This window comes from Rothia amarae (genome assembly GCF_014705945.2).
GTDB classification, from domain to species: domain Bacteria; phylum Actinomycetota; class Actinomycetes; order Actinomycetales; family Micrococcaceae; genus Rothia; species Rothia amarae.
In genome coordinates this window covers 1,014,790-1,028,695 of sequence record NZ_CP061538.1, presented here as the reverse complement: position 1 = coordinate 1,028,695, position 13,906 = coordinate 1,014,790, and the positions used below count along the sequence as shown (strand labels likewise).

Sequence of the window (13,906 nt, the reverse complement as noted above, 5' to 3'; positions counted from 1 at the left end):
TCGATGGAGAAATGTTAATGACGCACCTAACCCCAGGCACTCCCGCCCCCGATTTTTCCCTCTATGATGCCGAAAACAAACTTCATACCCTCAGTCAGTTCAAGGGACAGAAGGTAATTCTTTATTTTTACCCCAAAGCTTCCACTCCCGGCTGCACCACTCAAGCCTGTGATTTCCGAGATAATATTGCCTCGTTAGCATCCCACGGCTATCAAATTTTAGGCATATCACCAGATGCCCCCGCAGCCCTGGAAAAATTTCGAACAGAGAATGACCTCAATTTCCCGCTACTTTCCGATGAAGATCACAGCGTTGCCGAAGCATACGGCGCGTGGGGCGAGAAAAAGAACTACGGTAAGACTTATGTGGGGCTTATCCGATCCACATTCGTCATCGATGAAAACAGTGATATAGAACTAGCTCAGTACAATGTGCGCGCCAAAGGTCATGTATCTAAGCTGCGCAAAGATTTAGCAATTGATCCACGCTAGATTCAGTTCTTCGACCATGTGCAAACTATCTCGTCTTCGGGTTTGAAGAGTCTCTAGCTATGCTGTAGTATCTCTTAGGTACTTCGGTTTCGCCCGAAGAAATGCGCGAGTGGTGAAATTGGCAGACACGCAGGATTTAGGTTCCTGTGCCTTACGGCGTGAGGGTTCAAGTCCCTCCTTGCGCACCAAGTTTTGAAGAGCCCATCCAGAGCGGATGGGCTCTTTTGCTTTATATACAATGAAGTATGCAGATTTTTCCGCTCTCATCATCGGTGGAACAGTGCACCAAGCCGATCATGCCTGAAAGGTGAAAAAATTGGGTCAGCATTTTACGCGGCGTCGTATGTTGCAGCTAAGCGGTCTCCTCACCGCAGGAATCAGTTTGAGCGCCTGCTCCTCCGAAAATTCCTCCGCCGATAGCCCTACATCTGCCCATCCGGTAACCTTCCGTTTTGCTAATGCCGCAGAAACATCCAGTCTGGACGTCGGAACCTCGGGCACCTTAGAAACAGCGCGAATTTCCGCGCAAATTTTAGAACCGCTCGTGCGTGCGAACATCAACACCGGTGAACCCGAAGCTTCACTTGCCTCTGACTGGTCTGTTTCAGACGATTACCGCACCTACACTTTCACGCTGGTCTCTGGAGTGAAGTTTCAGGACGGCACAGATTTCAATGCCGCTGCAGTCGTCAAAAATTACCAGCGATGGGTCTCTGTCTCCCAGGACACCGCATCAAACTCCCACATCGAATATCTGCAAATACTGAGCTCTCTCAATTCCAAGGATGGCAAAACACCGCTAGTCACCGATTGCCAGGAACACGAGGGGAAAGTAATCTTCACTCTCTCCCGCCCATCGGCTTCTTTCCTCCGTGCACTCACTCAGCCAGCATTCGGCATCTGCGCGCCATCTGCCCTCACCAAAAATCTCTCGCTCAAAAAATTTCCTGTGGGCACCGGCGCTTATACCATGACCTCGTGGGATGGCCGCGCCGCCCAGCTCGACTACTACACCGGATTTAGGGGCGACAAACCCACCGTAGAACGTATTATCTTCACCGCCATCCCCGATGCGGAAAAACGTTTTGTGGCAATGCTGAACGACGAAGTAGACGGCTACGACCTGGTAGGTGGAGATAACTACGTAGAACTAGCCCGCCACGGCAAACTCACCCAGCCAAGAGACCCCTACTCCATCTGCTACATCAGCTTTAACCTGCAAAACAAGATTCTCTCTAGCCGGGAAATGCGCTCAGCCATCGCTCACGCCGTCGACCGAAATTTCTTGGTCAAGAAGTATTTCCCCCAGGGTACAAACGTTGCAGTAGATTTTCTGCCGTCCTTGTTCATGATGAAGAACGAAGACACCTCGGCGTATTACACGCATAAAACCGATATCACTGCAGACCGCCTGAAAGAGGCAGGCTACAAGGGCGAGGCCATTGAGTTCTACTACCCCACCGATGTTTCTCTGCCGTGGATGATTTCACCCGAAGTTATTTTTGCATCCATCTCAGCTGACCTTGTCAAAGCAGGCATCAATATTACGCCTAAACCGGTGTCGTGGACCGATGGGTATCTCGATATCATCAGCAAACCCAGCGAAACACGAGGTTTAGCACTGACTGGGTTTGTTGGCTCCTACCGCGACCCCAATGCCTTCCTCTCGCGCGTACTGGCTCCGACGTCGGAAATTATTTCTCAGGCAGAGAAGACTAAAGCAGTGGCACCCGATGTCGATGTTGAAGCTAGCCCCTTGCCTGTACCCACACCCTCAGCAGCAGAAAAAGACCGGGAAGAGCTGGTAGTGAGCTACCGCGAAATACTCGAAGCGATTCGCAACGCTGACCAGTTGATTGATGACCAGGAACGGAAAGAAGCTTACACAGCCATCAATCTGAAGGTTGCCCAGCTCATGCCCGCTTTTCCGCTGTGCTATCCCGTATCCGCAGTAGCTTTGGGCCAGCGCGTTAACTACTACCCGCTGAGTGCTACCGCGGTCTCAGAATTTGCCTTAGCAAACGTCAAACCCTAAGCGATATCCAAAAATCGAGCTTCATAAGTCTGCCTGTTATTTCCTCCACGCCACAGAACGAGTTAGTCTAAAAATAAAGGCGTGCTGAATCACGCAACATCGGTGCCTGATGGCGCCGCAGACGAAATTATGGGAGTTTAGCGTGGCTAACTACGAAACCACCGACGTCGTCCTTGTAGGTGGCGGCATCATGAGCGCGACACTGGGTGTGTTGCTCAAAGAACTAGAACCTTCCTGGAATATTGTGCTCCTGGAACGCCTCGATCAGGTCGCCCAGGAATCGTCTAATCCCTGGAACAACGCCGGTACCGGACACTCCGCTCTGTGCGAGCTGAACTATGCTCCTGCCGCAACAGATGGCACTGTCAGCACATCCAAAGCCTTGGGCATTAACGAGCAGTTCCAGGTATCCCGCCAATTTTGGGCAACTTTGGTTGAAGAGAAAAAACTCAAAGACGCACAGTGGATTAACCCCGTTCCGCATATGTCCTTAGTATTTGGCGATGCGCACTCAAAGTACCTCGCTGCACGCAATGAAGCGTTTAAAGCAGAAAAGTTATTTGAGCGTATGCAGTTTTCCACCGACCCTGAGCAAATTCGCCAGTGGGCTCCACTGACGATGGAAGGTCGCGACCCTTCAGTTCCTGTAGCTGCCAGCTGGTCGCCCGAGGGTACCGACGTGGATTTCGGTGCACTTACCCAGAATCTCGTGAACTACCTTGTATCGCAGGGCATCGAGGTGCGCTACGGTCAGGAAGTCACCAACGTCACCCAGGAAAGCGATAAGTCCTGGACTATCAACGTACAGAACCGTTTGCGTAAAGGTGATTCTTCCAAGATTCGTGCGAAGTTCCTCTTCCTCGGTGCCGGTGGTGGCGCTCTCCATCTACTTCAGAAGTCAGGCATCAAAGAGGGAAAAGGATTTGGCGGGTTCCCTGTATCCGGTCTTTTCCTACGCAACACCAACGAAGCAACGGCAGATCTGCACAACGCCAAGGTCTACGGTCAGGCATCTGTGGGCGCACCTCCCATGTCCGTACCGCACCTCGACACCCGCTACGTTAACGGCAAGCGCTCCCTATTGTTCGGCCCCTACGCCGGTTTCAAAACGAACTTCCTCAAGCAGGGTTCCTTGCTTGACCTACCCCGCTCGCTACGCCTGGACAACCTCTACCCCATGATGAAGGCTGGCTTGGACAACATGGACCTCACCAAGTACCTCATCGGTGAGTTGTTGAAGAATCAAGAGTCACGGGTGCGTTCTCTGCGCGAATATTACCCCGAGGCAGTGGGCGGAGATTGGGAGCTCATCACCGCCGGTCAGCGCGTGCAGGTCATGAAGAAAGACGCCCAAAAGGGCGGTGTGCTCCAGTTCGGCACTGAGCTCATCTCTTCTGCGGATGGTTCTATTGCAGCTCTCTTGGGTGCTTCCCCCGGTGCTTCAACTGCTGTTCCCATCATGCTCCGCTTGGTACAGCAATGCTTCCCTGATCGCTTTAGCACCTGGGAACCCCGTATTAAAGAATTGGTCCCTGCCTTCGGAACCAAGCTCAACGATAACCCCCAGCTTGCCGATGAAATCATGAGCCACACTGCTCGTGTACTTGGAATCAACAACTAAGCGCTGGAGAACCTACTCCATTGAGAGCCCATCATGACAGGTCCGAAACACTGAAGCGTTTCGGACCTGTTCTTTCCCAAATAAAATCATTGATATTCTTCTACCCGCGCTTCAGAATTCACGGTGAATACATAGGGTAAGCTAACTTAGTACTCACCAGCTCCTGTACTTAATGAAGAGGATTTTATGGCAACCCTTGATGAGCAAACTGTCAAGAGAGCTCAAACGGATCACGAATCTACCCAGAGCAAATCAGACAAGCTCTCCAGCGTCTCAGCTTCAAACTGGGGCTACATTTTTAAACGATCTTTTAATAAGTTCTTGGCGGACGGCTCCACCGACCTAGCTGCAGCCCTCACCTACTTTGCAGTGCTCTCCATTTTCCCTGCGCTGCTGGCTATTGTTTCAACCTTAGGTGTGTTTGGGCAGGGCGACGCCACCGCTAACGCAATTCTTAAGTTCCTCGGCGATTTTGCACCCAAGGACATCATGCCTCTGGTGGAAGAACCTATTCGAAACCTCTCCTCCAGTAGCGGTGCAGGGCTTGCTCTAATTATCGGTATCGTGGGTGCCCTCTGGACCGCGTCAGGTTACGTGGGTGCCTTTGGTCGTGCGATGAATAAGATCTACCGAGTCACCGAAGGACGCCCCATTTGGGTACTTCGCCCTTGGAATTTACTGATCACCGCAGGGTTAGTTCTGCTGGTTGTTCTGATGATGCTTGTTCTGCTACTCAGCGGATCAGCCCTTGATTTCCTCAACAACATCATTCCCGGCGTCGATCTTTCGGGCTTTACAGCGGTATGGCTGTGGGTTCGCTGGCCCGTTATCTTCGTCATCGCGGTAGCGCTCATCGCGTTGCTCTACTACGGCACTCCTAATATCAAGCAGCCTAAGTTCCACTGGCTCTCCCCCGGCGCACTTATTGCTTTGATTACCATGGGTATTGCAGGAGTTGGCTTCACTTTCTACGTGACCAACTTTGGCAAATACAATGCCACCTACGGAATGATCGGCGGCGTCATCGTTCTGTTACTCTTCCTCTGGATTATGAACAATGTCTTGCTCTTCGGTGCACAGATTGATGCCGAAATTGAGCGTATCCGTGAACTTCGCGCAGGTATCCGTGCTGAAGAAACTCTTACCTTAGAGCCTCGCTCAGACACCATGGCTTTGAAGAACATCGAAAAGCAGGACAAGCTGGTTGAAGAAGCACGCGCCATCCGCTTGAAGAATAACGGTGTTGACTTTGAGCAAAAGGCAAAAGATTTAGAAGATTCTGAAAAGTAAACAGTTCTTTTCTATCAGGTCTTTAACCAGATGAGGTGGGTTCCCCCTAGCCGGGGAGCCCACCTTTTCTATTAGAGTTGGGAACATGACTACGTTTCCTCCTGTGGAGTACACCAGCTATCCTTCGCCCCAGCAGGGCGCTCCGATTGTCGTCCTGATTCACGGATTTGCCGCAACCGCCGAGCAGGTCTGGATCAAGACCGGTTGGATTCGCAAGTTACAAGCTCAGGGTTTGCACTGCATCACCGTGGGTTTGCCGTACCATGGGCAGGACTTTTTGCGGGACGACGCGCGGTCAGCCAGCACCGCGCAGGGCTTCGAAAAGTCTGCGCTCCCCGCCAAAGGTAAAACGTATACAGCCGCAGTTGAAGGTGCTCTTTTTCGGTTGAGTCAACAAGTCGGGCATCCCCTGCATGTGGTGGGGTTCTCAGCAGGGGCTCGTATCGCTTGGGAATTTGCCATTAATCACCCCGAGAACGTCAGAACTGTCACCGTGGCTGGGTTCCCCCAAAAAAACCATATCGAGGACTTAAAGAATTACCTCAGCGGACGTCAGCATGAAGCGATTGACACCGTTTTTCGCCAACTCATTGACCAATCGCCCATCACCACCGAGGGGCTATTGCAGTTCGTCTCAGCACCCCACGAAGGCGAATTTGACCCTGCCCAGCATCACCCCAAAGTCCCGACCCTTGTTGTGGGTGGCACAGCAGATACAGTCTCTGGAAACGGAGATTGGCTGTATGAGGCACTAGAGATAACTGATGTCCCCCACCGCAGAGAAATTCTCTCCGGACGGGATCACATTAATGCGCTCACCAGCGGCATATTCAAGAAAGCCGTGATGCAGTGGATTCAAGAATTTGAGCCGTAAATCATTCCTCTTCGCGTGAACTGAACTTATCAGAATGCTGAGGATTAGATACGATTGAAAAACAATTTTTATGTTTGCTCCATGAAAGGATGATTAATGCATCAGGTTAAAGCAGTAGTCGTTATGGCAAAGAATGAACCTGCCACCGTTACCACAATCAATGTTCCAGATCCCGGCCCCGGTGAAGTACTCGTTCAGGTCAAATCCTGCGGCGTCTGCCAAACGGACCACCACTACATCGAAGGCGGCGTAGGAGACAACTTCCCCTACCTGCTGGGCCATGAATCAACCGCTGTTGTAGAGTCAGTGGGCGAAGGTGTCACCCACGTAGAACCCGGTGACCTCGTCATCCTCAACTGGCGTGCGGTATGCGGCGAATGCCGCGCCTGTAAGAAAGGGCAGTTGCAGTACTGCTTCAATACCCATAATGCTACTCAAAAAATGACTCTTGAAGATGGCACTGAACTAGAAGCAGCTCTAGGAATTGGGTCCTTTGCGGAGAAAACCCTGGTTGCTGGTGGACAGTGCACCAAGATTGATGCCGATATTGACGAAAAAGATTATGCGGCAATTGGTCTTCTAGGTTGCGGTATTACCGCCGGTGTGGGGGCGGTACTCAACACCGGCGAGCTCAAACGCGGTGAATCGGTTGCTGTAATTGGTTGTGGCGGCGTCGGTGTTGCAGCTATTGCCGGTGCCAAACTAGGGGGCGCTACCACCATCATCGCTGTGGATGTGGACGACACTAAGCTCACCCGCGCCAAGGATCTCGGCGCCACCCATACCATCAACTCAACCTCAACCGATCCGGTAGAGAAAATTCGTGAACTGACCGATGGCTATGGCGCTGACTTGGTCATTGACGCCGTCGGCATCAAAGAGACCTTCCAGCAGGCGTTCTATGCCCGTGACCTCGCCGGACGAGTCGTACTGGTGGGCGTTCCCTCCCCCGGTACCTCCTGGGATATTCCCCTCGACGACGTCTTCGGCCGTGGGGGATCCATCAAATCAGCATGGTATGGGGATACTCTGCCTTCGCGTGATTTCCCCATGTTCGTCGACCAGTACCAACTAGGTCGTTTGCCCCTCGATCAGTTCGTGACCGAGCGAATTTCTCTCGAGGATGTCAATGATGCCTTTGAGACCATGAAGACCGGCAAGGTGCTTCGTTCGGTTGTGGAACTTTAGGAGACAACAATGAGTGAAAAAATTGAAAAAGTTGTAACGACGGGAACCTTTTCACTCGATGGCGGAACCTGGGACGTTGAAAATAACGTCTGGATTATAGGCAACGAGAAATCGGTGATTATCATAGATCCCGCTCACGACGTCGATAAAATTTCGAAAGCAGTGGACGGTCGAAACGTTGAAAAGATTCTGCTTACCCACGCCCATGATGACCACATTGGTTCAGCCAAAGAAGCCGCAGACCGTTTTGAAGCACCGGTCTACCTCAATTCAGCAGATCGGCAACTCTGGGAAATGGTGTACCCCAGCTGGGATTTTGACGAAGATCTCGCCGAAGGAACTCTTCTGAGCATTGGTGATACTGAACTTCGAGTGCTTGAGACACCCGGTCACTCCCCTGGCTCGGTATGTTTTTACGCGCCAGATTTGAGCTGGGAGAACTCTGACGGTGTCGTCTTCAGCGGAGACACGCTGTTCCAGGGCGGTCCCGGAGCAACCGGTCGCTCGTTCAGTGATTTCCCCACTATCCTCAATTCGATTACGGGAAAATTGCTGGTGTTGCCTGATTCCACTGCGGTTCTCACCGGTCATGGTGAGGAAACAGGAATCGGGCTAGAAGCCGGCGATGTCGAAGAATGGACCAAGCGCGGTCACTAACCGTCAGCGTTTTCTTTGAGAATAAGCAAGGAGCTCAGCACGATGGTGCTGAGCTCCTTGCTTATTCTTATTTATTCTTAGGCCTCTCCAGCTGGAGAAGATGCAGTCTCTCTTCATAACGCCGCCTCCATTGGAAGCCAAAGAGTTGCCCGGTGCAAAAGAACAGAGTGGCAGCAACAAGTGGAACCAGTAGAGACGCCGATTGACCTGTCATATTGCTCATCGGCACTGCCCATACGTACCCCAGAGCTAGTCCACCGATGTATGTGGATTGAGTGCTGGAATGGGCCAAGACGATGTTTCCCCGGGCAGAGAGCCTGGTAATAATCGTGTCCATACACATCAGGGCAGCACCGATAGCGCAGCCAAAGAAGATGAGCACGAAAATCGTCCAGAAAACCGCACGCGGTAACGAGAGTGTCAGAGTTGCCATCACCAATAAGCCGGAAATCAGTAACCAGCCTTCCCATGTGGCAAACCGTTGAAGGTTTCCCACCAGGAAAAGGCAGGTCACAGCCCCTGCAACTCCCATAATCCCCAGATAGATACCTACGGTTTCTAGGGTTTCAGTTTGTACTGCCCGAATCACTAATGCGGACTGCGTTGCCCCGATGGCGATACCTAGAAAAGTTGCCCCCAACATCGGCAACCAGCCCAGTTGCTGGCTGTCTTTTCCTAAATCTTCCACGCGCGGTTCGGAAGTTTCAGAACCTAATGATTGGGGGTTCAGCGCTGATGGCTTCCATAACACGAACATCATGCCCACCACGTTGATGACGATGACGGCGAACAGGGAGGATTGAACGCCACCTAAAATGGACACCAAACCCACAATCGCAGCAGCGACCGGTAGGGCTATCACGTCAAGGATTGATTCAAACGCTGAAGCATAAATGAGGTTGTTGCGATACTTGACTTCCTTATACTGACCACCCCAAAACAAACGCATAATCGAACCTAGAGGGGCGGTCGTGAGACCAGCAAGAAGGGCAGCCAGAAGCAACAAAATAATTGATCCACCAGCACCTGACGTCGTAAACCTGCCGGTCTGAATCATCAAGAAAGCCACGGCTGGAATATTTAGTGTTGCTGCAACCATCAGAACTCGGCGGTACCCGACCCTGCGAGAGAGATTGCGGTAGGTTCGTTGCGTTGCTGCGGAGCTCAGCGCCACCAGACCTGCAGCATAGGCACCCAGTGAAACTTCTCCCGTTTGATGTGCCATCACCAGGAGCACCGACAGAGCAATCATGAAAGACGGCAGACGCATCAAAATAGAAAAGACCAAAAGTTGACGATCAACGGGGCGGTAGCTCTCCCTCAGTTGCTCCCGCATAGCCCGAGTCTTTTGCCAAATCTTCTCACTGCGTCGTCTTTTTCTGCCGGAATTAGCTGGGGATTCTGCAGGCCGAGTATCTGAGGTCATCTCACGGGCGAGGTGTTTCAAGGGTTGATCCTTCCGGTGAGGTACTGAGCGTAATATGCAAGGGAATTCGATTCTTCATCTCAGCCACGTGCGAAATGAGACCAATCACGCGGCCACCTTCTCGCAAATTATCGAGTGTACCCATCACTTCTTCCAGTGTGGATTCATCGAGCGTACCGAATCCTTCGTCTACAAATAGCGTATCAATTTCGATACCGCCGTTGCGCTGTTGGACGACGTCCGCCAGCCCCAGTGCGAGCGCCAATGAGGCCATGAAAGTCTCGCCACCGGAGAGGGTAGCGGGAGTGCGTTCTCTCGCAAGCCAGCTATCGAAAACGGCGATTTCTAGACCAGATTTGCCCCGCCCTGTTTTGGCATCGGTGTGGCGCAGCTTGAAGCGGCCATGCGTCATGCTTTCCAGATGCAAGGTGGCTGCGAGCGCTACCTCCTCCAGTTGCGCTGCCAGCACAAAGGTGGTGAGAGACATAGCAAGACGGTTATCGGTTGTATTGCCTGCTGCAATATCGGCAAGACGGCGGTGCATCTGAGCGGTCTCAATGAGCTTTTCGTTGCGGGCCGTGATACGCGTATGTTCTGCCCGCAGTTGCTGAAAACTATGGTGGGCACTGGCGAGTTGCGTTTCCCAGCGGATGAATTGTTCGCCGATGTGCTGGGTTTTTTCGAGTTGTTCGGTGAGGAGCTCGCATTCTTCAGCGGTGGGGGGCTGCATCCCCATTTCTTTGTTTTCTTTGATGTCTTGTTGTGCTGGGGTATCTAGTCGTGCTTGGATACCACTGAGTGTGTTGCTATAGGTGGTGATTTCTTCTTCGAGCTGGGTCAGAGTTGCCGCGGACAGGGCGCTTTCCCGGATTTCTGACTCCCCTGTGAAGATTGAGTCCTGTAATTTTGCCTGGGAAAGCGTTTGTTGATCGACTTCTACCTGGTGAGCGTGCACATAGTCATTTCCTGTTTTTTGGAAGTTTTTGAGCAGAGGCAGTAGCCGTTGAAGGCTGCGCAGAGTGTTTGCCCAAGATAATTCGGTGCGATGAGTTTCAAGGTGGGTTCGTTCTAACTGATGTTGTTCTTGGAGTACCTTTATTTCTGATTCGAGACGGGAAATTTCAAGTGTCTTCTGTCGCATCTGTTGGGCGGTGGACTCTTGTTGGTCCTTCAGCTTTGTTGCTGCGTTTTTGAGTTCGGTAGCACGGTGGACACGGTGCTTTAGTTCTTCTAAACGTGCTTGTGCCTTATTGAAGTTGTCGAGGGCTTGTTCGACGTCGATAGCACCCACCTCTTGGAGATTTTCTGCTGTGGCCCGGGCGGCGGTGAGTTGAGTTTGGGTTTCTTGGGCTTCTACTTCTGCAGCATTTCGCGCGACTCGGGCATTCTTGACCTCTGATTCTTCGACCAGTTCTTGTGTGACCTCTCCTGCAGCAGGACGTGGGTGCTGGCAAGAACCACAGACGGGGCATGGTTGGTTGTCTTCGAGTTGGTTTGCTAAGGATTGAGCTGCTTGTGCGTAGCGAAGATTTTGAAGCGCTTCCGCGTGGTGCGCCAGCTTTTGCCTGTTTTGTTCGGCGACTTGGGCTTGTACAACTTTGCGCTCTAGCTTTTTGAGATGCTCGTCTAGCTGCCGTGAAAGTTCTACTACTTTTTGAGTGCGGTCGAAGGCTCCGGTGAATTCGGCGAGTTCAATTTCTGCCCGATGGAGACTCTCTTGCTCTTTTTCGAACGTGGCAAGTTTTTGCGCTGATTGTTCTGCTTGTTGCTCTAATACTTGAACTTGCTTTTCATGGTCGTTCCGGCGCGCTTGCAGTTGAAGAACTTGCTCTTCACCCTGTTGAAGCTTCTTTTCCCGTTCTATCAGCTGTTCGGTGAACCCCGCTCGCTGTTTGATATCGTCATAGAGCGTTTCGAGTTCGGCAGAAGTATCCGGAGTGAAAACCTCATTTGCTACCGAGTGCAGCTTTTCTCCTGTTGACTGCGCGGGAAGCGTTTTGAGCCAGGGGTTAAGCTGCATTTCGTGGAGAAGGGGTGCTTGAGCTTGTGCGAAATGATTTTCCGCCTGAATTCTCTTCTTCTCTGCTTGGTTTGCTGCATCAAAGAGCGGCAAAATCTGCACTGCAGCGTGCGCGCGTTTCACCTTATGGCGCTTCTGCTTGAAACCTTCCTCCTGGCTCTTGAGACGTTTGAGTGAAGCGCTGAGTTCTTCGAAAATTTCCCACTGTCTCTTGGATTCGTTGAGTCGTTGCACTTCAGTGCGAAGTGTGTTCACCTTTTCTATAGAGAGCCCATGGGCCGTGCGCACCACATCTAGCGCCTGTTCAATTCGGTGTTCAGATGCAGCCAGCTCCTCCCCCAACGTCGGGTTCTGCCCCTGGTCAGAGTACTCTGTGGAAATTTCCTCCAACAGCAAGTCTGTCAAACGCGCTTTGTCTTGTTCCTGCGCTACCGGCGCCAGTTGGCTTTCGAACCGCTCTTTCACATCATCTAAGGCAGAGCTTTCTAAGGTTTGCTCCGAGCGATCAGCAATTTTCTCTACATCGTGCAGAGCCCTCTCCGCCTTCAACCCGCTCTCTTTTGCTCGCCGAATAAGTTCCTGCTGTACCCGCTCAAAGGTAGCAGTGGGGAACAACCGTTTGAGTAGTTCTTCTCGATCAGCCGATTTACTGGTCAGGAACCGGGCAAATTCGCCTTGGGGTAACAGCATAACCTGAGTAAATTGCTCACGATTCAACCCGATGAGTTCAGTGATGTATTTCCCTGCCTCATCGTTTCGCTCTGCCTTTGTTTCCCACTGCCCGGGCTGCTCGGGGTTTTCACGCTCCACAAGCACTTTGGCCTGTTGGGTAAGCGTTCCTGTACCCCGCTTTTTGGGGCGCTCCCACTTGGGCGAGCGCTCAATACGCAGGTGAGCTGAACCGATGGTGCATTCAAGTTCGACGCGCGGTTCCACACCATCTGCAGCAAAGTGGCTCTTGAGCTCTGGGCGAGCTAGCGAAGTAGTGCCATAAAGAGCGAAACAAATGGCATCCAAAATGGAGGATTTTCCCGAACCGGTAGGGCCATTAAGCAAGAAAATTCCAGCCTGATTGAGTTCTTCGAAATCAATATCGACGGTATGGGGAAAGGGACCATAAGCGGTCAACCTCAGGTGGTGGATTCTCATGCGGAAACTTCCTCTGCTTCTACAGCCGTGCACACGTCGTGCACATAGGACACTTCATCGGGTGTGAGTTCGCTACCGCGAACGTGTCCGAAAAAGTCAGTACAGACTTCTTCGATATTCATGGTCTGCGAAACTCGCTGCGCATAGGCGCGGGTATCTCTCTGTGCTGGATGCGCCGGATCAAAATATAGTTCCGCTACCGTCTCAAACCGTTCCCGAAGTTTTTCGAGAGCACCTAAAGGTCGCACGTCGTCAGTGATATAAATCCGACAAATGGATTGCTCAAAGGGGGTGTAGGTCTTCTCCGTGCATAGCTCAGCCAACGTACCCCGCAGCGTTTTCAGAGAAAGCTTGTTTTTCCAGATAACTTCAGAAATCTCTACGATGCCCTCGGTCTCAATATCGAGTAGCCAAGCGCCCTTGCGGTGGTTTTCCTCAGAGAAAGAGAAAGCCAAAGGTGAGCCGGAGTAACGGATAGTATCGGTTAGCTTTTGCTTACCATGAATATGGCCTAGAGCAACGTAGTCAAAATCCCTGAACACCTGAAAATCTACGGTCTCAATACCTCCGACGGCGATATTTCGTTCCGATTCGGTCGGTTGAGATCCGCTGGCAAAGCAATGAGCCATAGCGATGCTAACGGTATCCTGCGGCAACTCTTCCTTGCGCTGCCGGGCAGCGTTGAAGGTATGTTCTAGGACATCGCGGTGAGTAGGGGCGACGCCAAGCCGTCTGCCCATTGACCGCGGTTCAAGATAGGGAGCGGCAAAAATTGCAACGCTTACCCCGCCTTTTTCGAGAAGCACGGGCTCGTTACTTTGCTCCACCTCTGTTTGAAAAAATACCCGCTGCCGCGCCAGGAGTTTAGAGGCAAAGCCTAGCCGCGCAGCCGAATCATGGTTGCCGCTACTGAGCACCACCGCGCACCCCAGCTCGCTCAATTCTTCAAGGGTTGCGGAAAGCAATTCAATGGTTTCGGTACGCGGTTGCGCCTGATCATAAACATCACCGCTCACCAAGACCGCATCGATATTTTTCTCTTTCACGGTTTCTACTAACTCCATCAAGAACTTCTCGCTGATGTCATGCAGAGACAGCCCATGAAAAGATCTGCCCAGGTGCCAATCAGAGGTGTGCAAAATACGCATAGTTCTA

The 13,906-nt window shown here is 51.9% G+C and carries 10 protein-coding genes and 1 tRNA gene; 8 read left to right on the top strand and 3 right to left on the bottom strand.

What is annotated here, in order from left to right; all coding sequences use genetic code 11:
• Window positions 1-11 precede the first annotated feature (11 nt).
• The 8 genes from bcp (at window position 12) to IDM48_RS04935 (ending at window position 8,156) form a co-directional block, all read left to right on the top strand.
• Window positions 12-491, top strand: coding sequence for a thioredoxin-dependent thiol peroxidase (bcp, locus tag IDM48_RS04970; protein WP_068170401.1), 480 nt, complete (start codon window positions 12-14; stop codon window positions 489-491).
• A 103-nt stretch (window positions 492-594) separates the two neighbouring features.
• A tRNA-Leu gene (locus IDM48_RS04965) sits at window positions 595-679 on the top strand.
• A 128-nt stretch (window positions 680-807) separates the two neighbouring features.
• A complete protein-coding gene (locus IDM48_RS04960) occupies window positions 808-2,526 on the top strand; it encodes an ABC transporter substrate-binding protein (RefSeq protein ID WP_190618359.1) in 1,719 nt (572 codons plus the stop codon).
• Window positions 2,527-2,716: 190 nt separating this feature from the next.
• Entirely contained in the window at window positions 2,717-4,147 is a 1,431-nt protein-coding gene (locus tag IDM48_RS04955; protein ID WP_238398072.1) for a malate:quinone oxidoreductase, read from the top strand.
• Between the two features lie 186 nt (window positions 4,148-4,333).
• Window positions 4,334-5,437 carry a YihY/virulence factor BrkB family protein gene (locus tag IDM48_RS04950; protein ID WP_190618357.1) on the top strand — a complete coding sequence of 368 codons (1,104 nt, stop codon included), beginning with the start codon at window positions 4,334-4,336 and terminating at the stop codon, window positions 5,435-5,437.
• An 85-nt stretch (window positions 5,438-5,522) separates the two neighbouring features.
• Window positions 5,523-6,311: an alpha/beta fold hydrolase gene (locus IDM48_RS04945; RefSeq protein WP_190618355.1), complete on the top strand. Its 789-nt coding sequence runs from the start codon at window positions 5,523-5,525 to the stop codon at window positions 6,309-6,311.
• A 96-nt stretch (window positions 6,312-6,407) separates the two neighbouring features.
• Complete coding sequence (locus IDM48_RS04940) at window positions 6,408-7,499, top strand: S-(hydroxymethyl)mycothiol dehydrogenase (protein WP_190618353.1); 1,092 nt, start codon at window positions 6,408-6,410, stop codon at window positions 7,497-7,499.
• Between the two features lie 9 nt (window positions 7,500-7,508).
• Window positions 7,509-8,156, top strand: coding sequence for an MBL fold metallo-hydrolase (locus IDM48_RS04935; protein WP_190618351.1), 648 nt, complete (start codon window positions 7,509-7,511; stop codon window positions 8,154-8,156).
• A 67-nt stretch (window positions 8,157-8,223) separates the two neighbouring features.
• Here the strand turns inward: IDM48_RS04935 and IDM48_RS04930 are convergent, their stop codons facing one another.
• The 3 genes from IDM48_RS04930 to IDM48_RS04920 are packed head-to-tail and all read right to left on the bottom strand — an operon-like array spanning window position 8,224 to window position 13,899.
• Entirely contained in the window at window positions 8,224-9,603 is a 1,380-nt protein-coding gene (locus tag IDM48_RS04930) for an MFS transporter (RefSeq protein ID WP_190618349.1), read from the bottom strand.
• Window positions 9,584-12,751, bottom strand: a complete 3,168-nt coding sequence (locus tag IDM48_RS04925) for an SbcC/MukB-like Walker B domain-containing protein (protein ID WP_190618346.1) — start codon at window positions 12,749-12,751, stop codon at window positions 9,584-9,586. The genes IDM48_RS04930 and IDM48_RS04925 overlap by 20 nt, the downstream gene beginning before the upstream one ends.
• Entirely contained in the window at window positions 12,748-13,899 is a 1,152-nt protein-coding gene (locus IDM48_RS04920; RefSeq protein ID WP_145173262.1) for a metallophosphoesterase family protein, read from the bottom strand. The genes IDM48_RS04925 and IDM48_RS04920 overlap by 4 nt, the downstream gene beginning before the upstream one ends.
• Between the last annotated feature and the right edge of the window lie 7 nt (window positions 13,900-13,906).

What these genes read in the sequence shown, in the direction of transcription:
- IDM48_RS04955 (WP_238398072.1), top strand. Translation starts at nt 2,717, where the DNA reads ATGAGCGCGACACTGGGTGTGTTGCTCAAAGAACTAGAACCTTCCTGG.
- bcp (WP_068170401.1), top strand. Translation starts at nt 12, where the DNA reads ATGTTAATGACGCACCTAACCCCAGGCACTCCCGCCCCCGATTTTTCC.
- IDM48_RS04945 (WP_190618355.1), top strand. Translation starts at nt 5,523, where the DNA reads ATGACTACGTTTCCTCCTGTGGAGTACACCAGCTATCCTTCGCCCCAG.
- IDM48_RS04935 (WP_190618351.1), top strand. Translation starts at nt 7,509, where the DNA reads ATGAGTGAAAAAATTGAAAAAGTTGTAACGACGGGAACCTTTTCACTC.
- IDM48_RS04920 (WP_145173262.1), bottom strand. Translation starts at nt 13,899, where the DNA reads ATGCGTATTTTGCACACCTCTGATTGGCACCTGGGCAGATCTTTTCAT.
- IDM48_RS04940 (WP_190618353.1), top strand. Translation starts at nt 6,408, where the DNA reads ATGCATCAGGTTAAAGCAGTAGTCGTTATGGCAAAGAATGAACCTGCC.
- IDM48_RS04950 (WP_190618357.1), top strand. Translation starts at nt 4,334, where the DNA reads ATGGCAACCCTTGATGAGCAAACTGTCAAGAGAGCTCAAACGGATCAC.
- IDM48_RS04925 (WP_190618346.1), bottom strand. Translation starts at nt 12,751, where the DNA reads ATGAGAATCCACCACCTGAGGTTGACCGCTTATGGTCCCTTTCCCCAT.